At 61.0% G+C, this 24,751-nt stretch carries 25 protein-coding genes and 2 pseudogenes; 18 read left to right on the plus strand and 9 right to left on the minus strand.

Going from position 1 to position 24,751, the window contains the following annotated elements:
* Positions 1-46: 46 nt before the first annotated feature.
* Positions 47-967 carry a LysR substrate-binding domain-containing protein gene (locus GbCGDNIH8_RS04840; protein WP_072572304.1) on the plus strand — a complete coding sequence of 307 codons (921 nt, stop codon included), beginning with the start codon at positions 47-49 and terminating at the stop codon, positions 965-967.
* A 347-nt stretch (positions 968-1,314) separates the two neighbouring features.
* Positions 1,315-1,687: pseudogene (locus GbCGDNIH8_RS04845) on the plus strand (integrase core domain-containing protein); the annotation flags it as partial.
* A 72-nt stretch (positions 1,688-1,759) separates the two neighbouring features.
* On the opposite strand, the gene GbCGDNIH8_RS04850 reads toward GbCGDNIH8_RS04845, so the two are convergent.
* Positions 1,760-2,992: an MFS transporter gene (locus GbCGDNIH8_RS04850; protein WP_072572305.1), complete on the minus strand. Its 1,233-nt coding sequence runs from the start codon at positions 2,990-2,992 to the stop codon at positions 1,760-1,762.
* A gap of 377 nt (positions 2,993-3,369) precedes the next feature.
* Positions 3,370-3,774, minus strand: coding sequence for a MarR family winged helix-turn-helix transcriptional regulator (locus tag GbCGDNIH8_RS04855; RefSeq protein ID WP_072572306.1), 405 nt, complete (start codon positions 3,772-3,774; stop codon positions 3,370-3,372).
* Between the two features lie 51 nt (positions 3,775-3,825).
* Here GbCGDNIH8_RS04855 and GbCGDNIH8_RS04860 point away from each other — a divergent pair, with 51 nt between their 5' ends.
* On the plus strand, positions 3,826-4,617 hold the full coding sequence (locus GbCGDNIH8_RS04860; RefSeq protein WP_157692548.1) for an alpha/beta fold hydrolase: 792 nt from the start codon (positions 3,826-3,828) through the stop codon (positions 4,615-4,617).
* Positions 4,618-4,695: 78 nt separating this feature from the next.
* Here GbCGDNIH8_RS04860 and GbCGDNIH8_RS04865 read toward each other — a convergent pair whose 3' ends face one another.
* The gene (locus GbCGDNIH8_RS04865; RefSeq protein ID WP_072572307.1) at positions 4,696-6,192 is read right to left on the minus strand and encodes an FAD-dependent oxidoreductase; all 1,497 of its coding nucleotides are present in this window, start codon (positions 6,190-6,192) and stop codon (positions 4,696-4,698) included.
* A 67-nt stretch (positions 6,193-6,259) separates the two neighbouring features.
* Between GbCGDNIH8_RS04865 and GbCGDNIH8_RS04870 the strand changes: the two genes are divergently transcribed.
* Complete coding sequence (locus tag GbCGDNIH8_RS04870; RefSeq protein WP_198353716.1) at positions 6,260-6,712, plus strand: MarR family winged helix-turn-helix transcriptional regulator; 453 nt, start codon at positions 6,260-6,262, stop codon at positions 6,710-6,712.
* Here the strand turns inward: GbCGDNIH8_RS04870 and GbCGDNIH8_RS04875 are convergent.
* Positions 6,709-6,999 (minus strand): annotated as a pseudogene (locus GbCGDNIH8_RS04875) (integrase core domain-containing protein); the annotation flags it as partial. The gene GbCGDNIH8_RS04870 and the pseudogene GbCGDNIH8_RS04875 sit on opposite strands and share 4 nt — an antisense overlap.
* A gap of 245 nt (positions 7,000-7,244) precedes the next feature.
* Between GbCGDNIH8_RS04875 and GbCGDNIH8_RS04880 the strand changes: the two are divergent.
* Genes GbCGDNIH8_RS04880 through GbCGDNIH8_RS04895 form a run of 4 tightly spaced genes read left to right on the plus strand, consistent with a single transcriptional unit; the run spans position 7,245 to position 9,959 of the window.
* Positions 7,245-7,703, plus strand: coding sequence for an RrF2 family transcriptional regulator (locus tag GbCGDNIH8_RS04880; protein ID WP_072572309.1), 459 nt, complete (start codon positions 7,245-7,247; stop codon positions 7,701-7,703).
* A complete protein-coding gene (locus tag GbCGDNIH8_RS04885; protein ID WP_072572310.1) occupies positions 7,696-8,583 on the plus strand; it encodes an NAD(P)/FAD-dependent oxidoreductase in 888 nt (295 codons plus the stop codon). Before GbCGDNIH8_RS04880 ends, GbCGDNIH8_RS04885 begins: the two co-directional genes overlap by 8 nt.
* Positions 8,584-8,596: 13 nt before the next feature.
* Positions 8,597-9,553 carry an alpha/beta fold hydrolase gene (locus GbCGDNIH8_RS04890; RefSeq protein WP_072572311.1) on the plus strand — a complete coding sequence of 319 codons (957 nt, stop codon included), beginning with the start codon at positions 8,597-8,599 and terminating at the stop codon, positions 9,551-9,553.
* A gap of 49 nt (positions 9,554-9,602) precedes the next feature.
* Positions 9,603-9,959 (plus strand): GFA family protein, encoded by a 357-nt coding sequence (locus GbCGDNIH8_RS04895; RefSeq protein ID WP_072572312.1) that lies wholly within the window; start codon positions 9,603-9,605, stop codon positions 9,957-9,959.
* A gap of 102 nt (positions 9,960-10,061) precedes the next feature.
* Here GbCGDNIH8_RS04895 and GbCGDNIH8_RS04900 read toward each other — a convergent pair whose 3' ends face one another.
* Positions 10,062-10,430 carry a nuclear transport factor 2 family protein gene (locus tag GbCGDNIH8_RS04900; protein WP_072572313.1) on the minus strand — a complete coding sequence of 123 codons (369 nt, stop codon included), beginning with the start codon at positions 10,428-10,430 and terminating at the stop codon, positions 10,062-10,064.
* 107 nt (positions 10,431-10,537) lie between these two features.
* On the minus strand, positions 10,538-10,852 hold the full coding sequence (locus GbCGDNIH8_RS04905) for a LysR substrate-binding domain-containing protein (RefSeq protein WP_072572314.1): 315 nt from the start codon (positions 10,850-10,852) through the stop codon (positions 10,538-10,540).
* Positions 10,853-11,491: 639 nt separating this feature from the next.
* Here GbCGDNIH8_RS04905 and GbCGDNIH8_RS04910 point away from each other — a divergent pair.
* From GbCGDNIH8_RS04910 to GbCGDNIH8_RS13245, 9 genes are all read left to right on the plus strand, one after another.
* Complete coding sequence (locus tag GbCGDNIH8_RS04910) at positions 11,492-12,640, plus strand: NAD(P) transhydrogenase subunit alpha (RefSeq protein ID WP_072573647.1); 1,149 nt, start codon at positions 11,492-11,494, stop codon at positions 12,638-12,640.
* Positions 12,637-12,945, plus strand: a complete 309-nt coding sequence (locus tag GbCGDNIH8_RS04915; protein ID WP_072572315.1) for an NAD(P) transhydrogenase subunit alpha part 2 — start codon at positions 12,637-12,639, stop codon at positions 12,943-12,945. The genes GbCGDNIH8_RS04910 and GbCGDNIH8_RS04915 overlap by 4 nt, the downstream gene beginning before the upstream one ends.
* Before the next feature lie 2 nt (positions 12,946-12,947).
* Positions 12,948-14,393 carry an NAD(P)(+) transhydrogenase (Re/Si-specific) subunit beta gene (locus GbCGDNIH8_RS04920; RefSeq protein ID WP_072572316.1) on the plus strand — a complete coding sequence of 482 codons (1,446 nt, stop codon included), beginning with the start codon at positions 12,948-12,950 and terminating at the stop codon, positions 14,391-14,393.
* Positions 14,394-14,432: 39 nt separating this feature from the next.
* Positions 14,433-15,824: an NAD-dependent succinate-semialdehyde dehydrogenase gene (locus GbCGDNIH8_RS04925; protein WP_072572317.1), complete on the plus strand. Its 1,392-nt coding sequence runs from the start codon at positions 14,433-14,435 to the stop codon at positions 15,822-15,824.
* A gap of 10 nt (positions 15,825-15,834) precedes the next feature.
* Positions 15,835-16,863: an alcohol dehydrogenase AdhP gene (gene adhP, locus GbCGDNIH8_RS04930; protein ID WP_072572318.1), complete on the plus strand. Its 1,029-nt coding sequence runs from the start codon at positions 15,835-15,837 to the stop codon at positions 16,861-16,863.
* A gap of 5 nt (positions 16,864-16,868) precedes the next feature.
* Positions 16,869-17,924, plus strand: a complete 1,056-nt coding sequence (locus tag GbCGDNIH8_RS04935; RefSeq protein ID WP_081368848.1) for a zinc-dependent alcohol dehydrogenase family protein — start codon at positions 16,869-16,871, stop codon at positions 17,922-17,924.
* A 221-nt stretch (positions 17,925-18,145) separates the two neighbouring features.
* A complete protein-coding gene (locus GbCGDNIH8_RS04940) occupies positions 18,146-19,060 on the plus strand; it encodes a family 2A encapsulin nanocompartment shell protein (RefSeq protein WP_072572319.1) in 915 nt (304 codons plus the stop codon).
* Positions 19,053-20,903, plus strand: a complete 1,851-nt coding sequence (locus GbCGDNIH8_RS04945) for a SufS family cysteine desulfurase (RefSeq protein WP_172822897.1) — start codon at positions 19,053-19,055, stop codon at positions 20,901-20,903. Before GbCGDNIH8_RS04940 ends, GbCGDNIH8_RS04945 begins: the two co-directional genes overlap by 8 nt.
* A 38-nt stretch (positions 20,904-20,941) precedes the next feature.
* Positions 20,942-21,076, plus strand: a complete 135-nt coding sequence (locus GbCGDNIH8_RS13245) for a hypothetical protein (RefSeq protein WP_301335570.1) — start codon at positions 20,942-20,944, stop codon at positions 21,074-21,076.
* Between the two features lie 90 nt (positions 21,077-21,166).
* On the opposite strand, the gene GbCGDNIH8_RS13180 is transcribed toward GbCGDNIH8_RS13245, so the two are convergent.
* A complete protein-coding gene (locus GbCGDNIH8_RS13180) occupies positions 21,167-21,283 on the minus strand; it encodes a DUF2239 family protein (RefSeq protein WP_253736118.1) in 117 nt (38 codons plus the stop codon).
* A 159-nt stretch (positions 21,284-21,442) separates the two neighbouring features.
* On the opposite strand from GbCGDNIH8_RS13180, the gene gad reads away from it, so the two are divergent.
* Positions 21,443-22,822 (plus strand): glutamate decarboxylase, encoded by a 1,380-nt coding sequence (gene gad, locus GbCGDNIH8_RS04955; protein ID WP_072572320.1) that lies wholly within the window; start codon positions 21,443-21,445, stop codon positions 22,820-22,822.
* Here the strand turns inward: gad and GbCGDNIH8_RS04960 are convergent.
* Positions 22,775-23,992, minus strand: coding sequence for a cation:proton antiporter (locus GbCGDNIH8_RS04960; protein WP_072572321.1), 1,218 nt, complete (start codon positions 23,990-23,992; stop codon positions 22,775-22,777). The genes gad and GbCGDNIH8_RS04960 overlap by 48 nt on opposite strands.
* A gap of 57 nt (positions 23,993-24,049) precedes the next feature.
* Complete coding sequence (locus GbCGDNIH8_RS04965; RefSeq protein WP_072572322.1) at positions 24,050-24,727, minus strand: MBL fold metallo-hydrolase; 678 nt, start codon at positions 24,725-24,727, stop codon at positions 24,050-24,052.
* Between the last annotated feature and the right edge of the window lie 24 nt (positions 24,728-24,751).

Below are 24,751 nucleotides of genomic sequence, written 5' to 3' on the forward strand. Positions count from 1 at the left end.
AATAGGCCTCTCCTGCGAACCGTGACGAACGATGCTTTCTCATTCGATGGCTGAACCTAATTCATCTACCGGCGCTTTCCGCCGCCTCCCGCCACTCAACGCGCTGCGTGCGTTCGAATGCGCCGCCCGTCGTCTCAGCTTCCGCAAGGCGGCCGACGAGTTGGGCGTGACGCCGACCGCGATCAGCCACCAGATCCGTTTACTGGAGGACATTCTCGAACAGCCATTGTTCGTCCGCCACGTCCGCCGGGTGGCACTGACGCCAGCGGGAATGGCGCTGTTTCCCGTATTGCGCGACGGGTTCGACTCCTTCGCCCTGGCGATCGCACACCTCGAACGGCAGCGCTCGCGTCCTCGCGTCGTGCTCTCGGCGACGCGGCTGTTCACCGCTCGACGTCTCGTGCCAGCGCTGGGCGCCTTTGCCACGGAGCATCCGGGAATCGACCTGCACCTCCATGCCAGCGACGCGGTGGTGGATCTGGGCGCAGGCGATGCGGATATCGCCGTCCGTTACGGGAACGGGCCGTTTCCCAGCCTTGTGGCAGAGCCGTTGATGCCAGAACGCGTCGGCGTGCTCGCCAGCCCGGCCCTCGGCATCGTGGATCCGTCCGACCTCCTTGGTGTGCCATTGCTGCATTCCGACTGGACCGGGCCGATGGCGGCACCGGATTGGGCGAGCTGGGCGAGACTGGCCGGCATATCCGACTTACCGGTCGCGGCGGGCGTCCGGCTGACCGACGACAGCCATGCACTCCAGGCGGCGATCGCGGGACAGGGCGCGGTGGTGAGTAGCCTTGTCCTGGCAGCGCCAGAATTACGGTCAGGCTTGCTCGTGAACCCGTTCGGTCCTGTGATCGAGGGGGGGCAGTATCATATCGTGACGGCAGGGAATGTGCCCTTACGACCCGAAGTGTCGAAGGTTCGTGATTGGCTACGCACGTTGCGGTGTGGCGACGTCCTCAATTGAGCATCCCGCCGGGAACGCCCCAACCGTTTCGCTCGCGGTTCCCAAGTGGGAACAGCAAGTGTCGCTATTCCGCAGTGGGTGCTTGCTCCGGGCAATGGCCTCGTTCCTTCAGCCAGAGGCCAAAGGTGCGCATGACCTCGACGACTGGTTCAAGACGCGTGCCCTCTTCGGTCAAGGCATATTGGACGGTCATGGTCGGTCGGCCTCCAAAGTGTTGTCTCGACAACCTCACTTTAGATACCTGCTGACCGGCCATGACTTGCCCTGATGAAGCCTGCGGCCACTACGCGGCCTTGTCTTCGTCAGGGCCATAGCGGCTCCCGAACCAGCGCTTCCCAATGTGCTACGGACCGGAGTTCATCTCGAAGGCGCTGGACCGATGGGCAGAGCAGCCCAAGGTTCAGGCGATGCGCAGCATCGTTGGAAAGGCTGTGGAGGGGTACGAGAACGGCGTCACGCTCGACTTCTCGCGGCCGGGCAAGCCAACGGACAGCGCCTTCGTGGAGAGCTTCAACGGACGCCTGCGCGACGAGTGCCTGAACAGCCACTGGGTTCCTGTCGCTGGCGGACGCCCGAGCCAAGATCGAGGCGTGGCGGCGGGACTGCAACGGGAGCCGTCCTCACACGGCGCTTTGCTGGCTGATGCCAGCCGAATATGCTGCATCCGCCGGGGTCAACCCCGGTGGATGCAGGTTGGAAACTCGCATCACGCCCGAATGAGAAACCGGGGGACTGTCAGGGGCAGAACATCGGTGCCGCAATCGGCAGTGACGTCACTGGCCGGGTCACGGGCTATCTCAGCCCGCAGATGCGGACAGACTCGGCGCGCTTCTTGGCTTCATCTTTGCGATCGCTTGGCTGTTTGGGAGGACGCTGCTGACGAGCGATCGTCCCCCCCAATCCAGCCGCAGCGATGACAGCAAAAGGAATACCGAGCATCCATGGCAGAAGGGACGACGCGGCATAGAGCGCTGTACCCGTTGCCGGTCCGATCGAGTCCCGAAAATCGCTCGCAACCGACGTTGCTGCCATGTACGTCGCACGAAGATTGGGTAGAGCCAGCTCGTTCACGGCCGTGGGGACCAAGGGACCTGTCAGCATCTGCGAGATTGAAAACAAGGACATCGCAGCAATCATCGCCGTGAGGGTAGACGAGCCGATCAGGATGACAAAGGCCAAGACCATGACACCGCCAGCCATGAGGATCAGGGAAAGCGCCGATCGTTGCGCGACAAGCCGGGTGAGCGGAAGCTGGGCAAGTGCGATCAGAGCGGCGCCATAGGTGAACAGGAACCCGATCTCCGATGCCGTCAGGGCTGCTGTATCATGAGCATACAGGGGAAGGACCGCCTCGATCCAACTCGCCGAGATTTCGAGCAGCATGAACCAGAGGAGAAGCGCCGACAGACGACGATCCCGGAAAGCTGGCAGCAGAGCCGAAAGGCCTTCGTCATCGTCGTCATCCGCGACGGTGACGACACTACGCGTTTCCGAAAACGACAGCAGCGTGAGCATGCTTCCTGCCAGCAGAGCAATGCCTGCCGCGATGAATACACTGCCGAGCGACATCGAGACCAGCATTGCTCCGGCTGCGGGACCTGCCACACTGCCGATGCTCGAACTCACTCGGGCCAGACTGAACTGACGCCTATGTTCCGTTACCGGCGTGGTATCGACGATCACAGACGCAATCGTCGGGTGCAGGACGGACTCGCACATGCCGATGCCGACCAGCACGCAAGCTACCTCGATCACGCCATGGGTGAAGTACAAGGCTATGAAGCCGAGGCCGACCCCGAAAGATGACGCTATCAGGACGGGACGGCGGCCGATCCTATCGGCTATTCCGCCAACCAGGGGGGTAGCGATTAGTTCGCCCCCTGCGTAGCAGCCGAACAACAGTCCGATGAAGCCGACTGCTATGTTCGCCTCGCTCTGCGCCCAAAGCGGAAAAAACGGGACGACCATGCCATCGGCAAAGCCTGCACAGAGATACAGGACAAAGCCCAGATATGTAGGCCGCATAACAGGCCACCGAGGTACGTTGAAAAGCATTCATGTCACCTGCGCATCGGTGGACACGCCGCAAAAGCGGGGCCACGGGATTGCGCGTTGGCTGACGCAAACGCTTACGGTCGTACGGTGACGACAATTCCCAACTACCGACCTAGACCCGTGTCTTCAAGACATATAGCACCGGCAACGACATGTGCAGAGCCAGGACTCACTGATTATGGCCAGAAGGGGCAATGAAGCCGCTCACGCTGCCGTAACCCAGGCCTATCGCGAACGGCCTCCGAGACGGCCGGGCCATTCCCAATGGGATCGAATTTCAAGACGAGAGCACGGGCGAGCGGGTAAAGCAGATAGCATGGCGGTGGTAACGGTCAGGCACAAGGCTTTCACCCGATCCTCCCCAGCAGCTCCTGAAGCTCAAGGATCTGTCCAGAAGACAGGCCATGAAATGCGGCCGTCATCACGGCTATATATTTCGCATATCCTTGATCCAAAAGATCCTGACCCTTCGTGGTCAGTTCGTGAGTAAGCACACGACCGCTGCCCCGCCGGCGATCGATCAGGCCCGCTTCGAGCAGCCTCTTGGCCAGTGTTCCGAAAGCCTGATCGGAATTGAACGTGGCTTCGGCCAGCGCGTGCATCGAAGCGCCGGGGTGCCGCTCGATCTCCCGCAGCGCGTTCCACTGTACCAGCGTGATACCAAGCTCCGCCAGGGCACCATCGAGGGCACGATGGTGACGGTGCTGCACGGTCTTGATGCGATGGGCAGTATCTTCGATCAGGCTTGACATATAAACATACTTATATAAATAGGTTGTTATGTATATCGTGGGATGGCCCTCGTGTCCATTGAACATCATGAGTTTAGCTTGATTGCGAGAGCCGCGAGCCTCAACGTCCAGACGCTAGGCCATGGCAAGCCGGTGCTGCTCCTGCACAGTGGTGCAGGACCCGGTTCAATGATGCCGCTGGCGAGCGCTCTTGAGGCCCGGTCTCATGTAATCCTCCCGACTATGCCTGGCTTCGACGATCAGCCGCGGCAGGCCGGGATAGTGACGATCGGCGACGTTGCCACATTGTATCTTTCCCTGCTCGAACAGATGAGAGCCACCGACGTCACGATCATCGGAAACTCCGTTGGCGGCTGGATCGCCGCAGAGATGGCACTCCGCAAATCGCCCAGGGTGTCAGGTATTGTGCTGCTCGATGCGATCGGGCTCGATCCTTCGCCGGAGGGCGGGGCAGTGCTCGATCCGCTCAAGCTCGGCCCTGCAGTGGGCGCATATGCGTTCCATGATCCGCAGCGCTTCGGCACACCGCCCGATGAAGCAGCGGCAGAGCGCATCCGGCGCAACCAGCAGGTCCTCCTGACCTATGCCGGCGAGCCGTTCATGAATGATCCAACGTTACGCCGTCGATTACCCAAGATGCCAGTGCCCTCCCTCGTCATTTGGGGTGAAAGCGACCGGATCGTCACTCCCGCTTACGGCTACCAGTTCGCGCAGCTGATGCCGAACGCCCGCTTCAAGCTGGTGCCACAGGCGGGTCATTTCCCGCAGATCGAGGCAACGGCGGTCGTGGTGGAGTCTATCGCAGAGTTCGTAGGATCGGTCATATCCATGCGCCAGTCGTGATGCCCGCTTCATCATAATGGCTCTCGAAACCGCCGTATCGGTGGGATAGCGAGCAATGGCAGATGGCGATGATGCGCGTCATGGCAATTTGGCGGGGAGAACGCCTTCCAGATAGCGTTCGAGCCCGTTTTGGCGTTCGTGGGTGCCAAACACCCCAGCCAAATAGCCATCCGGCCGGATGAGCGCCCATTCGTCGGCGCGCAATCCATAGGCGTCGGCGATATGACCGCCATCGTCCAAGAGGTCGCCTCGATCACCGATCAGCGCCATACGAAGGCCCGGACGAGCTACTGGCCGCGCCCCGGCGTCAAAGCCGAGCAGCGTCCATTGCGGCCCCTGAAACACGGTGAATAGCCGTGTCGGCTGGCCAGCGCGGCCGCGGCACGGTGCGTCCGGCGCACGATCGCCGGGTTGGAGCCTCGTGCCGGTCAGTGATCCCGTGACAGACAGCGACGCGCCACGATAGCCGAGATCGAGCTGCCTGACCTCGCGGTTGCGGCGCATCGGCCCCTGCTGCATTTCGCCGAGCAGGCGGGTCGACAGCCCGAGCATGTTCGCCGCGATCGGGCGGCGTTCCTCTTCATAGCTGTCGAGCAAAGCCACCGGCGCGTGTGCAAGAACTGCCCCCAGCTTCCAGCCGAGATTATAGGCGTCCTGTACGCTGGTGTTGAGACCCTGGCCGCCGGTGGGGGGATGGATGTGCGCAGCGTCACCGGCGAGGAAGACACGCCCGCTCCGATACTGGTCCGCCAAGCGCGCGTTCATCGCATAGATCGACGACCAGTGGACCGAACGGATGACAATCCCCGGCAAGCCGCTCCGCGCCGCGACCAGTGCGGTCAGGCCAGCGGGCGACAGGTCGACCTCTCCCTCCAGAGCTACCGGACCCTGAAGCTGGAAGAGGTCCGTCCCGGCGAGCGGGCAGATCATCACCTGCGTCGCGCCGTTGCCGCGCTGAAACCGATGCCATGCGGTCCGATCGAGCCCCTCCAATTGCACATCGGCGACGAATGCGCGGATGCCGAGCGTCTCTCCGGAAAACCCGATGCCGAGTGCATGGCGCACGACGCTGCGACCGCCGTCCGTGCCGACCATATAACGGGCGCGAATGACATGGTCGCCAGCAGCATCCGTGACTCGCGCGGTGACGCCATCGGCATCCTGGTCGAACTCTAACAGTTTCCGGCCGAACGCGGGCCTGTGCCCGAGTTCGGCCAGCCTCTCCCGCATAACGGCTTCGGTTGCGAACTGGGGCACCATCAAGGGCGCGGCGTAGGGTTCGGCGGGGGTCGGCATGGCGCCTCCGGTCAGCGACGTGTCATGCGTGCTTCCGTCTGGACGATATTCCCGCACCGGGGGATAGGGCGCCCCCATTGCAGCAAGCCGATCAACAAAGCCGAGATCCTCGAACACCTCCAGCGTCCTAGGCTGGATCCCTTTGCCCCGGGAGCCGCCGAATGGCTGCTCGTTTTGCTCGACGAGCATGAAGGCCACGCTGCGACGCGCGAGATCGACGGCCAGGGTGAGGCCTGCGGCTCCTGCGCCGATGATCAGGACGTCGGTGTCGTAGGACATTGCCCTCTCCTCGAGTAAATGTGTAATATGCACATATATGGACACAACCAACGAAGCAACTAAAAGCGTGAATAATACACACGACAGCGAGATTCTGCGCGACCTGCACAGCGCCGTCATCGATCTGGTTGACGAGATGAACCGCCCCCGCCGCGATGACCGGCTGATCGAGGAGGCAGGCATCGCGCTCGACCGGGCGCTGTTCCCCTTGCTTGGGCGGATCTGGCGATATGGACCGATTGGGGTCGTCGACCTGGCTGATCGCACCGGTCGGGATCATACGACGGTCAGCCGTCAGATGGCGAAACTGGAGGATCTGGGCCTTGTCGAACGCCGGCCATCGGCGACGGACAAGCGTGTGCGGGAGGCGATAGTCAGCGCCAAGGGGCTCGACATGATCGTTGCACTGAATGCGGCCCGCGAACGGCTCGCCAATCGCATCCTGGCGTCCTGGACGGACGCGGAATTGGACGAATTGCGCAAGCTGCTCCGCCGCTTTGCCGACGATCTCATGCGCTAGGTGTTTAGTCCCGGTATATGGTAGATCGGATTGATGATGAACCGATCTGGGTCTGACGTCCAGATTCTGGCGATGTATTCGTAGGGCGTGAGGCCGCCGAGCGTCTTGAGCCGGCGGGCAAAGTCATAGGCGGCCATGAAGTCGGCGAGGGGCGTCCGCAGCTGGTCGTGGCTCTTGTAGTGGAAGCGATTGACTGTTGCCTCCTTGATGGTTCGGTTCATCCTTTCGACCTGTCCGTTGGTCCAGGGATGGTTCGGCTTCGTCAGACGGTGCCCGATGTCGTTTGCCTCGCAGATCATGTCGAAGCGCATCTGGCGGGACCAGGCGGTGTTGCGGTTACGAGACTGGTCGGCGAACTGATTGCCCTTGTCGGTCAGGATGGTGTGGATGCGGTAAGTGGGGGGCTGTCAGCAGGTGTTCGAGGAACTCCCATGCTGTCAGGCGATGTTCCAATCCAATGCGACTGTCGGCAGGGATCAGCCGACAGTCGCTCCCCTTGACGCCCTCCCAAGAATGTAACATGTAGAGTTACATGTCTGACGACGTTCGCCTGTCCAGTATTCTGCACCTGCTGCTTCACATGGCCGATGCATCTGCGCCGATGACATCCGATGCGATGGCCAAGGCGATGGGGAGCAATCCCGTGGTCGCCCGCCGGACATTTGCAGGGCTGCGTGAGGCGGGGATCGTGCGATCGACAAAAGGGCCGGGCGGCGGATGGACGCTGGCGCGTCGCCCCAAGGAGGTGACATTGCGAATGCTCTACGATGCCATCGGCCGGCCTCGGCTTTTCGCTTTTGGAAACCGTAGCGATCATTCGTCCTGTCTAGTTGAGCAGGCCGTGAACGCCGAGCTGGATGACGCCCGGCAACAGGCGGAGGCGGTCCTGCTCAGCCGTATGGAAGCCGTGACCTTGGCCTCCCTGTCCAAAGATTTCGATAAGCGGCTGGCCGCAATCGGAATGAAGCGATCGGATATCCGACATGCATGATGCAATCATTATCGGCGGCAGCTTCGCGGGGCTGTCCGCGGCCATGTATCTGGCGCGTGGCCGACACGATGTCGTCGTTCTCGACACCGGGACACCCCGCAACCGCTTCTCACCGCGATCGCACGCGTTTTTCAACCATGATGGATCGACGCCCGCCGCGATGCTCGCGACGGCGCGAGACCAGTTGAAGCCCTATCAGACGGTTTGCTTGGGCAATGGCGAGGCGATCAGCGCGGCTGGCGCACAAGATGGCTTCTCCGTCATGCTCGCCGCGGGTGGGGTACTCGAGGGACGCCGTCTGATTCTCGCCAGCGGCGTTCGCGACATCCTGCCGCCGATCGACGGTCTTGCCGAGCGGTGGGGAACAAGCGTCCTGCACTGCCCCTATTGCCATGGCTATGAATATGCCGATCATCGGCTTGGCGTCCTTTATGCCGGCCCCGCTTCCTTGCATCACGCGCGCCTGATCGCGAACTGGGGGCCGACGACGCTGTTCACCCATGGCGTCGAGATCGAAGAAAGCGATACGCTCGCCGCGTATGGGATCGCGCTTGAAACCGCGCCGATCACAGCGCTGCGTGGCCCTGAGGGCAGGCTAAGCCATGTCGAAACGACGCCTGCGCGGTCCATCCCTCTGGATGCTCTCTATGTCGCGCCGGGGATCGAACCGCGTGGCCATGTCGCCAGCGCGCTGGGCTGTACCATGCGGGAAACTTTGGCGGGCTCCATTCTGGCCGTCGACGAGCGGATGATGACGTCGGTTCCAGGCGTCTATGCCGCCGGCGACATTGCGGCATTTCCGTCGATGGTGGCGCGTGCTGTTGCCGATGGATCGCTGGCCGGTGCGATGGTTAGCCAGTCGCTCATTTTCGATAGCTGAGCGGAGAACGCGCATGTTCGTCTCACGCCTCGTTCTTGCCCTTCTGTTCGCGGGTATGCCCGTCGGGCTTGCTGCTCTACCAGCGCTTCCGGCGGTGGCCCCAATCGCTTCCATCGCCGATCGACGGGCCTGGGTTGGTGTCCAGCGCTTCCGTTACCTGGAAGCGGGGGCAGGAGATACGTTGATCGTCTTGCTGCACGGCTGGCCGCAGGATGCCGACGAGTGGCACAAGATCATGCCCCGGCTTGCAACGCGCTATCGCGTAGTCGCGGTGGACTTGCCGGGTGTCGGAGGCTTGACATCGCCGTCACGCGATTTCTCTAAGGCCGCGGTGGCGCGAGATCTGCACGGGTTCGTTCAGGGTCTTGGAGCTAGGCGCGTTGTGCTAGTTGGCCACGACATAGGCGGCATGGTGGCATATGCCTATGCGCGCCAGTTTCCCGGCGATGTGCAGGGCGTGGCAATCCTCGACGTGCCGCTTCCCGGTTTGGCGCCGTGGGACAAAATCGAAACGATCCAGCAGGCTTGGCACTTCCAGTTCAACGCGCAAGCGCCGCTTACCGAGCAACTCGTCGCGGGCCGGCAAGCGAGCTACTTCCGCTACTTCATCGACAGCAACGCCGGCAATCCCAAGGCGATCAGTGATGTGGATGTGGCCGGTTACGCGGCCGCCTATGAATCGGCAAACCAGCTATCTGCAGGTTTCGGGTTCTACCGGACATTCCCGCAGGACAAGCTGTTCAACGACGGACAGCGCGAGCCGTTGGCTGTGCCAATGCTGGTGGCTGGCGCAGACCGGAGCTTGGGTGCGGGCGTACAAGTGCTGGCACAGGCGCTACGTGACCACGGCGTGTCGGAGGTACGCTCGGCGACGATCGAGGGGGCCGGCCACTGGGTGGCAGAGGAGAAACCCGATGAGGTCGCCCAGCTGATCGAGCGATTCGTCGCCATCGTCGGCAAACCGCGATGACTAACGGTGATGCGTTTTCGCCGACAGTGGCAGAAAGCCTGGGGTGACCATGCCCCTCACCGCCACCTGCCATTGTGGTGCCGTCGCAATTACGCTGTCGGAGCTTCCGACCGAGCTGACGCGATGCAATTGCTCGCTCTGCCGCAGCTATGGCGTCGTCTGGGCGTATTACGACGAGGCCAGCGTCGCGATACCTGATGGGGTCGAGACCGATACGTATACGTGGAATGGTCGCAACGTCGATTTTCACCGTTGCCGTTGCTGCGGGTGTGTCACCCACTGGGTGCCGCGCCGACGATCGCGCAAAATGCGTGGCGTCAACGCCAACCTCATGCCCGCCGATCGAATCACTTCCGTTCGCGTTCGCCATCGCGACGGTGCAAAAACCGGCAAATACCTTGATTGATATCGCCTGTGCTCTGCGAACGCTTAGGCTTGGCACAATCCCCATAATGCCATCCCAATGGGAATGCCTCGGCGGACTCGCCGCCCTCCCAATCGCGAAAGGTCAGCCGATCCGCCCAGCTTGACCAGCTATCACACGCCATTGCCCGGAAGTTCGCGACCATAGGCGTGTGTATGCGTAGGTTCCGTCGATCGTCATGTCGCCAAACGTGCCGGCAAGCGTGGCCTTCGTGGTCGCAAGCATCATATCGTCGACGGGATGAAACTGCCCTTCCGTCAGAGATATTTCAGTCAGCTTGAGGACACCCGATGCGTGCGCCGAAAGGTCTTGGTCCTTACCTACGACCGTTCCATCAGGGCCGGTAAACACGAGACGGTCATCGATCAGCGCCGACAATGCGGTCACGTCACCAGCGAGCATCGCCGCCCGTAACGCCTCCTCTGCTCGCGCGATTTCAGCTTCGTAGATCATGCTCCCCCTGTTTCGCCTTGGCCGATCGCGATGGCAAGGGTCAGGGAATGGCGACATTCCCATTTCTCGATCCCGATGAGAATGAATCCACGATCGCGATAGCAATCCTAAACGAGGCTATCGTGCAGGCGCGGCGAACGAAAAGGCTCGACCCGATTAGCGGCCACGAAGAAATCGATCGTCGCGCGCACCGCCGGACGCATCTGCCGCCGGCTGGCATGATAGATGAAGAAGCCGGGAAAGGGCGGACAATGTTCGGGGAACAGTTCGACCAGTCGCCCCGCCGCCAGATCGTCGGCCATGATGCTCTCGATCACGAACGCGATACCCGCGCCATCGCACACCGCGCGCCGTAGCAGCGCATCGTCGTTGACGATCAGCGTCTGCGGCAGCGCGTCGTCTGCAGCACGCCGTTGATGCAAGCTCAGCCTGCAGAAAGCGAACCGTAGTATCCCAATTTACAGGTTGATGGCCGGCAACGGCGACGCCTAACAGCTGTTAAGCCGCCCTCGCCACTCGAATTTCCCAATGATCTGAGTGCCCATCGCTTTCACCTCGGGTGCGCCAAATTCTGCCGATTGCCTTCCAAGATACACTATAGCCGCCGAACGCTGAATTCTTCGCAGAGCGTGCAATGATATGTACGCGACAAAGGGGGCGGCGGCTTTTGACGGCCACAAAGTTTAAATAGTGCCCGGTCTCGGATAATCGGCGTCCTTCCAGAACCAAAGTGGCCAGAACCAAAGTGGCCAGAACCAAAGTGGTAGGATGTCTGGGCCGGCACTCAGCGCCAATTCGAGGCGCTCGACGGCATCATCCGCTCCGATTTCAGCCACGGGAAGTCGAAATCCGGGAGGTGATTGGCGTGACCCCCCTGCTGTTCCAAGGAATGGGCCGACGGCGTTGAAGACACGCACGATGCTTGATGCGCTCGAAGCATAGGGAAAGTTTCAGTTCGCACGTTGATTCCGATCAATGCGCGTGCCGCCGCCGAAGCGCAGCTTACGCCTGACAATCAAAGCCGGATGCATGAAGCGAACCGGCAGAAAGGCAGGCTTTCCATGGCTTTCGTGCTTGGCCTTCTCAAAGAGGCCCATGCGGAAGAAAAGCGTGTGGCGTTAATACCGGCGGTCGCATCCCGCCTGACGCGTCTGGGCGCGGACATCAGGATCGAATCCGGCGCAGGGCTGAGCGCCACATTCACCGATACGGCTTATGTCGGTTGCCGGATCGAGCTGGACCGGCGGAAGCTCCTGAGTGAGGCGGATATCGTGCTCGCCGTACAACCGCCCCCCGTTGAAACGGTCCGGATGATGAAGGCGGGCGCGGCCCTGATCTCGTTCGTCTATGGGGCAGCCTCTCCTGATCTCGTCAAAGCGCTCCGCGATGGCAAGATCACAAGCTTTGCGATGGAACAGATCCCGCGTATCAGCCGCGCCCAGGCGATGGACGCCTTGTCGAGCCAGGCGGCGCTTGCCGGTTACTACGCCCCGCTCATCGGGGCCGTGCATATGCCGCGTATCCTGCCCATGATGACGACGGCGGTCGGATCGCTGCGTGCGGCACGGGTTCTGGTCATGGGGCTCGGTGTCGCCGGATTGCAGGCGCTTGCCACAGCCCATCGCCTCGGTGCCGTGACCGAGGGATACGACGTCCGCCCGGAAACGAAGGAGCAGGCCCTGTCGCTCGGCGCCAAATTCGTCGACACGGGCGTCGATGCGCGTGGCGAAGGCGGCTATGCCCGCGAACTGACGGCCGAGGAACAGGCGAAGGTCCGGTCCGTGCTCGACAGGCATATCGCTGAGGCTGACCTGATCATTACCACGGCCTCGGTTCCGGGTCGTCCGGCACCGAAGCTGATCTCGGCCAGGCAGATCGCCGCCATGAAGCCGGGTTCCGTCATCGTCGATCTCGGCGCGGAAGGCGGCGGCAACTGCGAAGGCACGCGACCCGGTGAAACGGTGGCGGTCGGTCCGGTCACCATCCTCGGGCTTGTGAACGCGCCCTCCATGCTCGCTCAGCATGCGAGCGAACTTTACGCCAAGAACGTCGCCAACCTTGTCGAACTGATCGTCAAGGACGGGACCATCCATCCCGATTTCGACGACGCGGTCATCGCCGGAACCGTGCTCACCCATGACGGAGCCATCCGCAATCCGGCCGTTCAGGCCGCGCTCGCGGCCGTCAGGCTCAAGGAGACGGCAGCATGACCAGCGACGTCACACTCACATGGCTCGTTGCCCTCTATATCTTCATGCTCGCGGCCTTCACTGGCTATGAAGTGATAAGCCGTGTGCCATCAATCTTGCACACGCCGCTGATGTCGGGATCGAACTTCATCCACGGTATCGTCGTCGTCGGCGCGCTACACACCCTGCTGACTGCTACCGGCCCTGCGGCGCAGGGCATCGGCTTCATCGGTGTCCTGCTGGGCGCAGCAAACGCGACCGGCGGCTACGTCGTCACCGACCGCATGTTGGCCATGTTCCGCGCCAGCGGCCCGAAGGGAGGTTGACCATGTCATACACTCTTCTTCTCACGTCTCTGGAGGGTGTAAGTGGTCTGGCCGCCGCCGGTCTCTTCATCTTCGGCCTGAAACGCATGTCGTCGCCGGTCACGGCACTGGCCGGTATCAAGATCGCCGGGCTCGGCATGCTGGTGGCCGTCATGGCTGCCTTCCTCGTCCTTGTGCACCTTTCCCCGGAAGCACAGACCAAACTCCCGCAGAATCTCGGGCTTGCCGCGGCTGCGCTTCTGATTGGCGGCGGCTGGGCGCTGTGGAGCGGCCGCAGGGTGGCCATGACCGGCATGCCGCAGATGGTCGCGCTCTATAATGGTATGGGCGGCGGAGCGGCGGCGGCGATTGCGGCAGCCGAGGTCGTTCGGGGCCCTTCCACGAGCCTTTTACTGACCGGCGTGACGCTTGCCGGCGCCTTGATCGGTTCGGTTTCGCTGACCGGTTCCATCATCGCCTGGGCGAAGCTGGACGGCCGGATTAACAAGCCGTGGCGCTTCCAGGGCCAGCAGGTTCTCAATGGCGGCATCTTTCTGCTCGCTCTCATGCTTGCCGGACTGACGGTTACATATGGTGGGGGCGGCCTGGCAGGAGCGCTTGCGCCGGCCTTCTTCCTGGTGGCGCTGGCTTTCGGCGTGCTGATGACGTTGCCGATCGGCGGTGCGGACATGCCCGTGGTGATCTCGCTCTATAACGCCTTCACCGGTCTCGCCGTCGGGCTTGAAGGCTATGCGCTCGCCAATCCCGCCTTGATGATTGCAGGCATGGTGGTCGGCTCTGCCGGCACGCTGCTGACCGTCCTCATGGCGAAGGCGATGAACCGGTCGCTCTCCAATGTGCTGTTCAGCAATTTCGGCGACACCGTCGCGACGGGAAGCAGCGAGGTTGCGGGCAGTCTGAAGCCGGTCAATGCGGACGATGCGGCGATCGCCATGCGCTACGCCTCTTCGGTCATCATTGTACCGGGTTACGGCCTGGCTGTCGCCCAGGCGCAGCAGAAGCTCTATGAATTCGTCAAACTGCTGCAGGCCGCCGGCGTCGATGTCAAATTTGCCATCCATCCGGTTGCCGGACGCATGCCGGGGCACATGAACGTTCTTCTCGCCGAGGCTGGCGTTCCCTACGACATCATCTTCGACATGGAAGACATCAACGATGCTTTCGCCTCGACGGATGTCGCATTGGTCATCGGCGCCAACGACGTCGTGAACCCGGCTGCCCGCACCGACAAGACATCGCCGATCTACGGTATGCCGATCCTCAACGTCGACAAGGCCCATCAGGTCTACGTCGTCAAGCGTGGACAGGGACGCGGCTATGCCGGGGTCGAGAACCTGCTTTTTTACGCTGACAACTGCAACATGGTTTACGGCGATGCCCAGGCCGTGCTGACCCAAATGGTTCAATCCATCAAGGAACTGGCAACAAAGGAGCCGGCCGCCGCCTGAAGTCGACGGTTATCTTCCTGTTCAACGAAAGAAACGGACATGACCTACGCGACCACCTACCCGTACACGGGTGAAATTCTCAAGACCTTTCCGAACGCCACGGACACGGAGGTCGGCCATGCCATAGATGCTGCCCACGCAGCCTTTCTCGCCTGGCGCGACACGTCGTTCGCGGAACGTGGCGCCGTGCTCCAGAAGGCGGCGAACCTTCTGCGCAAGGATGCCGATGCCTACGCCAAGCTTCTGACGCTGGAAATGGGCAAGCTTTTCACCGAGGCAAAGGCCGAGGTCGAACTGTCTGCGAAGATCTTCGAATATTATGTCAGGAACGCCGAATCCCTGTTGCGGCCTGAACTCTTGAAAGTCGCAGATCCGGCCGAAGGCGAGGCCGTGATCGTCTGCGAGCCGCTCGGCGTTCTGCTCGCCATCGAGCCGTGGAATTTCCCCTATTACCAAATCGCCCGGATCATCGCGCCGCAGCTCTCGGCCGGTAACACGATGCTTCTCAAGCACGCCTCCAACGTGCCGCAGAGCGCGGCGGCTTTCGAACGGCTGATGCATGAAGCAGGTCTGCCCGCCGGCGCCTTCACCAATCTCTATGCCACTCGCTCGCAGGTGGAGATGATCATCAACGACCCGCGCGTTCATGGCGTGGCGCTGACGGGGTCGGAGGATGCCGGCGCGGTCGTCGCGGCGCAGGCAGGCAGAGCGTTGAAGAAATCGACCATGGAGCTTGGCGGGGCCGACGCTTTTGTCGTTCTGGCCGACGCCGATCTGGAAAAGACTGTCAGATGGGCTGTCTTCGGCCGGCACTGGAACGGCGGCCAGGTCTGCGTCTCGTCCAAACGCATGATCATTGTCGACAAGGTCTATGACGAGTTTCTGGCGCGATACCGTCAAGGCGTCGCGAGCCTGAAGGCGGGTGATCCCTTCGCCCCCGAAACCACGCTCGCTCCGCTATCCTCGCAGGGCGCCGCTGACGACATCAGGGACAAGATCAAGCAGGCCGTCGCTCATGGCGCGAAGGCCGAGGAGGTCGGCCCTCCCGTCCCCAATCAGGGCGCGTTCGTGCAGCCGACCATTCTGACCGACGTCGGAGAGGATAATCCGGCCCGTTACTGGGAGTTCTTCGGCCCGGTATCGATGTTGTTCCGGGCGAAGGACGAGGAGGATGCGATCCGTATTGCCAATGACTCGCCATTCGGCTTGGGCGGTTCGGTGTTCACGTCGGACACGAAACACGGTGCGGAGGTCGCCAGGAAGATCTCGACCGGCATGGTGTTCATCAACCACCCGACCAAGGTCGAGGCGGACCTGCCATTCGGTGGGGTCCGGCGCTCGGGCTACGGACGTGAGCTTCTGGGCCTCGGCCTCAAGGAGTTCGTCAATCACAAACTCATTGACATCGTCGATATCGACGCCCGGTTCTGAAGAGGCTGTCATGGACAAGAGCATGAAGGCGGCAGTCGTCCGCGAATTCGGAAAACCGCTCGTTTTGGAAGAAGTTCCGGTGCCCAGGCCGGGTGCGGGACAAATTCTCGTCAAGATCGCAGCGACTGGTGTCTGCCACACCGATCTGCATGCCGCCGACGGCGATTGGCCGGTCAAGCCGAAACCACCCTTTATTCCCGGTCATGAGGGCGTGGGGCACGTCGTGGCGGTTGGTTCCGGCGTCAGGCATGTCAAGGAAGGCGACCGCGTTGGCGTTCCCTGGCTTTACACCGCCTGTGGCCATTGCAAGCACTGCCTCGGGGGCTGGGAAACGCTCTGTGAGGAACAGCAGAATACGGGGTATTCCGTCAACGGCAGCTTTGCTGAATATGTCGTCGCGGACCCGAACTTTGTCGGACATCTGCCGGAGAACGTCTCCTTCGTCGATATCGCGCCCATCCTTTGCGCAGGCGTCACTGTCTACAAGGGGCTCAAAGTGACCGACACCAAGCCTGGCGACTGGGTGGTGATTTCGGGGATCGGCGGGCTTGGCCATCTCGCTGTGCAATATGCGAAGGCCATGGGCCTGAATGTCATCGCCGTCGATATCGACGATGCCAAGCTCGACCTTGCCAAAAGGTTGGGCGCATCGCTCGCCGTCAATGCCAAAAAGGCCGATCCGGTCGCCTTCGTCAAGAAGGAGGCCCGTGGAGTCCAGGGCGTGCTCGTCACCGCTGTTTCGCCGAAGGCGTTCGAACAGGCACTTCATATGGTCGATCGTGGCGGCACGGTCTCGCTCAACGGTCTGCCGCCGGGCGACTTCCCCCTGTCGATCTTCGACACTGTTCTGAACGGAACAACTGTGCGCGGCTCGATCGTCGGCACACGGCTCGATCTCCAGGAAGCCCTCGACTTCGCTGGCGACGGCAAGGTCAAGGCGACGATCTCGACCGAGCGATTGGAGAATATCAACGACATCTTCGCCCGCATGCACGAGGGTGATATCCAGGGCCGTGTCGTCATCGACTTTGAGAAATAGACACCATGCAAGCCATGGTCCTGACAGTTAACGGCTCGCCGCTCGAATGGATCGAGCGGCCGGATCCTGTTCCCGGTCCCGGTGAGCTCCGTGTCCGTGTGGCAGCGTGCGGCGTGTGCCGGACCGATCTGCATGTAACGGATGGCGAGTTGCCCAATCCGCGCCTGCCGATCATTCCGGGTCACGAAATCGTCGGTTACGTCGATGCTCTCGGCGAGGGGGTTTCCGGGTTCCATATCGGTGAGCGAGTTGGCATTCCCTGGCTCGGTCATACTTGCGGGGCGTGTCCATATTGCCGGTCAGGGCATGAGAACCTTTGCGATGCGCCCGAGTTCACGGGCTACACACGTGACGGTGGCTATGCGACGATGGTGACTGCCGAAGCACAATTCACCTTTCCACTCGGCGGACCAGGCAACGACGTCGATCTCGCGCCACTTCTCTGCGCCGGGCTTATTGGCTGGCGCTCCCTCGTCATGGCGGGCGATGGCAAGCGTCTCGGTCTTTATGGCTTTGGCGCGGCGGCGCATATCATCGCCCAGATTGCCCGATGGCAAGGTCGCGACATCTACGCATTTACCAGGCCGGGCAATCTTGCCTCGCAACGTTTTGCACTCGATCTGGGCGCGCATTGGGCTGGCGGCTCCGACGAGACACCGCCGGAATTCCTTGACGCCGCGATCCTGTTCGCCCCCGTTGGCGCCCTTGTGCCTCAGGCACTCAGGGCGGTTCGCAAGGGAGGGCAAGTCGTCTGTGCCGGAATTCACATGAGCGATATTCCGAGTTTTCCTTATTCCCTGTTGTGGGAAGAACGGAAGGTTGTTTCCGTCGCCAATCTGACACGCAAGGATGCTCTGGAGTTTCTGTCTCTCGCCTTGCAAATCGGCGTCAAGACACAAATCACGACGTATCCATTGAGAGATGCCAATCGGGCGCTCTCCGATCTGCGCGCAGGCTGCTTCGATGGTGCGGCAGTGCTGGTGCCTCAGGCCGGAACCGGCAAACAGCTTGATCTCTCATGCGCCAATGGATGCAGACTGCATTTAAAGCAGGGCTATTAGCATAGATTCGGCAAGGCCGTAATCAGCGAGCGCCCAGGCCATGATCCTGATTATATTGTTGTGTTTGCCTGTCCCGCGCAAGGTCAGTTTGATCTATTACTAAAACATGCCAATTTTGTAGGAAATATTTCATTGTAGATACAATTGATCTCCTATACAAAGATGATGTGAGCCCGCCGCAAGCGGATTAGGGCAAATGATTTACGTGAAGGTTCTCGATCATGTCTGATACGCCTCATCTGACGTCCCTCGGCGATGAAGCCGCCCGCCAGCTTGCCAATGCGACCAAGACTGTGCCGCAGATGGTGTCGATCAGTCCGCGCTGGCTGGTGCATTGCCTGGAGTGGATGCCGGTTGAGGCAGGTATTCTCCGCGTTAACCGGGTCAAGAACGAGGAAAACGTCATTGTCGGCTGCTCCGGACGCGATGAACGCGAATTGCCGCAGACCTTCGTCGATTATGAACCTAACCCGCGTGAGTACATGTTGTGCGCGGTCAATACGGTGGTGGATGTCCACACGCGGATCTCGGACCTCTATTCTTCGCCGCACAACCAGATCTCGGAGCAGCTTCGCCTGTCGATCGAGGTCATCAAGGAACAGCAGGAAAGCCAGCTCATCAATTCCGAGGAATATGGTCTGCTGGCGAATGTGGCCAAGTCGCAGCGGATCGAAAGCCCCACCGGTTTGCCGACACCTGATGCGATGGACAGCCTTATCGCCAAGTGCTGGAAGGAGCCTGGATTTTTCCTCGCGCACCCCGACACAATTGCCGCATTCGGTCGTGAGTGCACCCGCCGCGGCGTGCCGCCGGCAACCATCACCATGTTTGGCTCGCCGTTCCTCAGCTGGCGTGGCATTCCGATTGTTCCGTCCGACAAGGTGCCGGTCGTCAATGGCAAGTCATCGATCATCCTGCTGCGTGTCGGCCAGCAGCGGCAGGGCGTAGTCGGTCTGTTCCAGCCGAACTTGCCGGGTGAACAGTCGATGGGCCTGTCGGTTCGCTTCATGGGTATCAATGATAAGGCGATCGCCTCCTATCTCGTGTCGCTCTATTGCTCGCTTGTGATTCTGACCGACGATGCGGCGGCAGTTCTCGAAAACATCGATATCACGCAGTTCCACACCTATGCCTGATCCCAACGCACCTGCAGATCTGACCAGCCCGCCAGGGATGCCGGATACGGCTGCGCTGGCGGAAATGGCAAATGCCTTCTTCCGGGCATTGCCGGGAAGTGCTGGGGCCTTTGGTCCGGCATCGCCCGCCCAACAACAACCGACTGCGCCGGCAGTGGCGGGGGCAGGCTTTGCCCCGCCATCTATGCCTGCACCGCCGATTCCGGCTGCCGCTCGCGTCGTTCCGACCGTGCCGGGACCGAGCCCGTTCGCGACCCTTCCGGTCTCGGCGGATCCCAATCTCGGCTCGATTGCCAACCAGAACCGCAGCTCCGAGCCGGGGCTCTATATAACAGGCTTTGCTGCACAGCGTCCGGAGGCTGCGTTGCGGCCTATCCCGTCGCTCGATCAGACATTGCCGAACGAGTCCGAGTTGAAGGAACTGCTTGCCGGACATGATCATCGTCCGGCATCGGGGCTGGCCATCCAGCAACCGGCAGGCGGTGGAACTGCTCCGAGCATCGGGCAGTCGTCGGGTGACCCCTATTTCCTGAAGCCCCTGCCGCAGCCACCAGCGGTGGCTCCGGCGGTCAAGGTGCCGCTGAACCAGCCTTCGACGCATGGGGAAGGTGCCGCCAGCTCTGGTGCAGGCTTCAACCCTTATCTGGTGCGTCAGGATTTTCCGATCCTCAATGAGCGCGTTAATGGAAAGCCGCTCATTTGGCTCGATAATGCCGCGACGACACAAAAGCCGCGCGCGGTCATCGACCGGCTAAGCTATTTCTACGAGCACGAGAACTCCAATATCCATCGCGCCGCCCACACATTGGCGGCGCGGGCGACGGATGCCTATGAGGCAGCGCGCGAGGAAGTGCGCCAATTCATCAATGCCGGCTCGACGGATGAAATCGTCTTCGTGCGTGGCACCACCGAAGGTATCAACCTTGTCGCCGAGACTTGGGGGCGCGCCAATATCGGGCCCGGCGACGAAATCCTGATCACCTGGCTGGAACACCACGCCAATATCGTGCCGTGGCATCGTCTGGCAAAGTCGGTTGGAGCCAAGCTCAAGGTCGCACCCGTCGATGACAATGGCGATATCATTGTTGAGGCTTTCGCGAGCCTGCTGACGCCACGTACAAAGCTCGTGTCGCTGACGCAGGTGTCGAATGCACTTGGCACCGTGACGCCGGCGGCGCTTCTGGTGGCGATGGCGCATGCGGCGGGGGCGAAAGTGCTCGTCGATGGCGCGCAGTCGGTTTCCCATATGCCGACTGATGTGCTGGCGCTTGATGCCGATTGGTTCGTTCTCTCCGGACATAAGGTGTTCGGCCCGACGGGCATCGGCGCGCTGTACGGCAAGAAGGCAATCCTCGATTCCATGCCGCCCTATCAGAGCGGCGGCAACATGATCGCGGATGTGACCTTCGAAGAGATCCGCTATCAGCCGCCGCCGTTTCTGTTCGAGGCGGGCACCGGCAATATCGCGGATGCCGTGGGTCTGGGCGCGGCGCTGGCATATCTCTCTCGTCTCGGCCTTCCGGCTGTGGCAGCGCACGAACATGCCCTCATTGAGGATTGTGTGCGGCAGCTGAAGACAATTTCGGACGTCAGGATCATCGGCAATCCGAAGGAGCGTGCTGGCGTTGTTTCCTTCATTGTTGATGGCATGAAGACCGAGGACGTTGGCAAGGCTCTGTCGCGTGATGGTATCGCCGTGCGCTCCGGACATCATTGTGCCCAGCCGATTCTGAGGCGCTTTGGGATTGAGAGCTCGGTGCGGCCGTCTTTTGCGGTCTACAACACGCATGAGGATATCGATGCGTTGATCCGCTCGGTCTGGCGCATCAAGGCAGGACGCTGAAGCTGTAACTGGGCGAGTGGCGCAAAAAGGGAGGGCTGATGACCAGGTTGCATGCAACCGTCGATGCCATTGGCGCTACCGCCCAGATCAAGGCCAATCCCAGCAGGAATAAAAAGCCGCCGATTGACTGGCGGCTTTATGAAGAGCACCCTTTCTGCACCGGCTCGGTATAGTTGGTATTTTTGACCTCTCGTTTTGTCTTGATCCGGATGAATGGATGGCCCTGCGCCCGTGTGGCGATCCTCTGTTCAAGCGCGGACCGGTCATCCGTGAGCAAGGCGCGCCTCGCCTTCTCCAAAGCCCGGCAGATCGCCCGCGATCGCGTGCATGAACCGGTAGGCGACCTCTTGGGCTGTTCGCCTTTGCTGGCGTAGATGCACCGTCTTGCGGGCATCGTTGACAAGACGCGTTCATGATTTGCTGTTTTCAGACAGCGTTTCATCGCAACCTGGTCTCCTGGGATGTGATAGGCTCAGGCCATCATTCATTTTTACCAGTCGGGGAGCATGGTCTTGCAAGCGGATAGTCCTGAAAACAACATGCGCAGCGAACTGCTCGACGATTTTTATGCGTCGGGCGACCTGGCGGTGGCGTTGCCCAAATATGAATTTCCTCAGCAGGAACACGCACCGCGCCATGTTTTTGCGTCAATCCGTGATGAACTGATGCTGGATGGCAATTCGCGGCAGAATCTGGCCACGTTCTGCCAGACCTGGGTGGATGACGAAATCCATGAGCTGATGAACCTGTCGATCGACAAGAACATGATCGACAAGGATGAGTACCCGCAGACTGCCGAGATCGAGAACCGGTGTGTCGCGATGCTGGCCGATCTGTGGCATGCGCCTGATCCCCGTGGTACGATGGGATGCTCGACAGTTGGGTCGTCAGAAGCCGCGATGCTGGGCGGTCTGGCCATGAAATGGCGCTGGCGCAAGGCGCGGCAGGCGGCGGGGCTTCCTGTGGACAGGCCCAACCTCATCTGCGGCCCGGTGCAGATATGCTGGCATAAATTCGCCCGTTATTTCGATGTCGAGCTGCGCGAAATTCCGCTTGAGGGCGACCGGTTATTGATGAATGTGGAGGAAGTGCTGAAACGCGTCGATGAAAATACCATCGGCGTGGTGCCTACTCTCGGTGTGACCTTTACCTGCCAGTATGAGCCGGTCAGGGAGGTCAGCGATGCGCTGGATCGATTGCAGGCTGAAACCGGCCTCGATATCCCCATTCATGTGGACGGCGCCAGTGGTGGTTTTCTGGCTCCTTTCTGTGCCTCCGACCTTGTGTGGGATTTCCGTCTGCCGCGTGTGAAGTCGATTAACACATCCGGGCATAAATTCGGCCTCGCCCCGCTGGGCGTGGGTTGGATCATCTGGCGGGAGGCCGCCGATCTGCCGGAGGAGCTGGTTTTCAACGTCAATTACCTCGGCGGCGATATGCCCAATTTCGCGCTGAATTTTTCCCGTCCGGGCGGACAGGTTGTCTCGCAGTATTATAATTTCCTCCGGCTGGGGCGGGAGGGATACACGAAAATCCAATCCGCCTGTTACGCCACCGCGCAATATCTGGCGAAGCAGATCGCGCAGATGGGGCCGTTCCACATCCTGTATGATGGAGACCCGGCCACCGGTATTCCGGCCTTGTGCTGGACCTTAAAGGACGGGGCCGGGATCGGTGGTTACACGCTCTATGATCTGGCGGATCGGCTGCGCAGCCGCGGCTGGCAGGTGCCGGCCTATTCCATGCCTGCCAATCGTGAGGATCTGGTGATCCAGCGTATTCTGGTGCGGCATGGGGTCAGCTTTGATCTGGCGACCCTGCTGATCGAGGATATCAGCCGCGCGGTGGATTTCTTTGCGAAACACCCGGTTTCAAGACCGATGACGCTGGAGGAAGCTGGTAGCTTCAACCATAACTGATCGGTCGCGCAGCACTCTCTTTGCCAACGGCATGGCGATGGCGGTGCAGATCAGTGCCATGACAATCAGGGCGGAGAAAGCGTCATCGTCGATCAGATGGGCCGTGCGCAGCATGTTGACGACGATGACCTCCATCAGCCCTTTGGTCTGGAGCAACGCCCCAAGGGCCAGACCAAAGCGCCACGACTCTCCGCCGATACGGCCCATCATGGCAACGCCTGTCATTTTTCCGATCACGGCAGACAGCATGGCGACCGCCAGCACGATCCAGAACTCGCTGGAATGTGGGTCGATGGAGGTGCGAAGCCCTGTCAGCATGAAGAAAAACGGCATCAGCAGAGTGATACAGGTGGATTCCAGCCTGACCAGCAGCTCTCCCCGCATTGAGAGGGGAATCGTCGCACCCGCCATAAAAGCACCGAGAATATATTGAAGCCCCAGCCACTCGGTCAGTAATCCAGATGCGAGCGCATAGGTTCCGGCCACGGCCATAAGACGGTCTTCATGCCCCAGCAGCCATGGAGAGGCACGGCGCATCAGTTTCGGCAGCCCGAGAAACCAGATCGGACCGACCAGCAGGATCAGCAGAAACCGGTGATCGCTTCCGGCTGCAAGTAACAGCGCGAGCAGAATCCACAATCCGGCATCATTGGCGGCTGCAATCCGCAGCGCGCTTTGACCAAGGCGAGAGGAGGAGAGGCCATTTTCCCGCAGGATTGCTGCCAGAACCGGCAAAGCGGTTACGCCGGCGGAAATTCCTGTGGCAGCAGCCAGCGGAAAGGAAAACCCGCATGCCAGCCCGGCAGCGCTCCCCAGTATGGTTGGCACCAGAATGCTGCCTGTGATCAGTCTGATCAGCAGCCCCGGCCGGTCGCCTGAATTGTCGCCGCGCATGCTGCCGGGGGTCAGATGCAGACCGGCCACGAAACCGAACAGAAGTACGGCGATTGTCGCCAGACCGCTGAGTGCGCCAAGGCTGGTGCTGTTGAACAGCCATGCAGAGGCGTGAGGAAAAAAACGCCCGAACAGGCTTGGGCCGAGGACGATACCGGACAGGATCTGCAAGACCGCCAGCGGCACGATGCGTTGCAATCTCAGGCCGTGCCATACCAGGACCGGCCCTGCCACAATGATCAGACTCTGGATCAGCAGCAGGGCAATGGGTGACATAAGGTCAGTGGTCCGGTTGTCTGGCGTGCAGGGGGCAGTAGGCCGGTGGCGTAGTGCTTATTGCAGAAATGGATTGCTTTTCCGTTCTGCACCGAAGGTGGAGCCTGGTCCATGGCCGCAGAGAAAGGCCACTTCATCTCCTAACGGAAGCAGCTTCGTGTGAATGGAGTTCAGAAGCTCATCAGGGTTGCCATAGGGAAAATCGGTCCGCCCGACAGAACCTTGAAACAGCACGTCGCCGACAATGGCGAAATGCGCGGGATGGATCAGGACGATATGGCCTGGCGTATGACCGGGGCAGTGCAGAACCTGAAACACATGTCTGCCAATGGAGAGTGTATCCCCTTCCTCCAGCCAGCGGTCAGATGTGGCATTTTTCATGCCCGGAATCCCGTAGGCAGCGGATTGGCGGGCGATGTTCTCCATCAGGAACTGATCACGCCGGTCTGGTCCGGAAACTGGCACAGTCAGACTGGAGCGGTTCTGAAGAGCTGTTTTCAGATCCTCCACCCCGCCTGCGTGATCCAGATGTCCGTGAGTCAGCCAGATACCTTCAACCAGAACGCCGTGATGGTCGATGGCCGCCATGATGGAGGCGGCGTCTCCACCGGGATCAATCACGACACCCCGATTGGTTTCCTCATCCCAGAGCAATGTGCAGTTCTGCTCGAAAGGGGTTACCGGAATGACCATCAGGCGCAGCCCGGGCGGAGGGGAAGGGAAATTCTGGCTCATGTTGCTATGGCACCTGCATTGCGT

Source organism: Granulibacter bethesdensis (assembly GCF_001889545.1).
Taxonomy (GTDB): domain Bacteria; phylum Pseudomonadota; class Alphaproteobacteria; order Acetobacterales; family Acetobacteraceae; genus Granulibacter; species Granulibacter bethesdensis_B.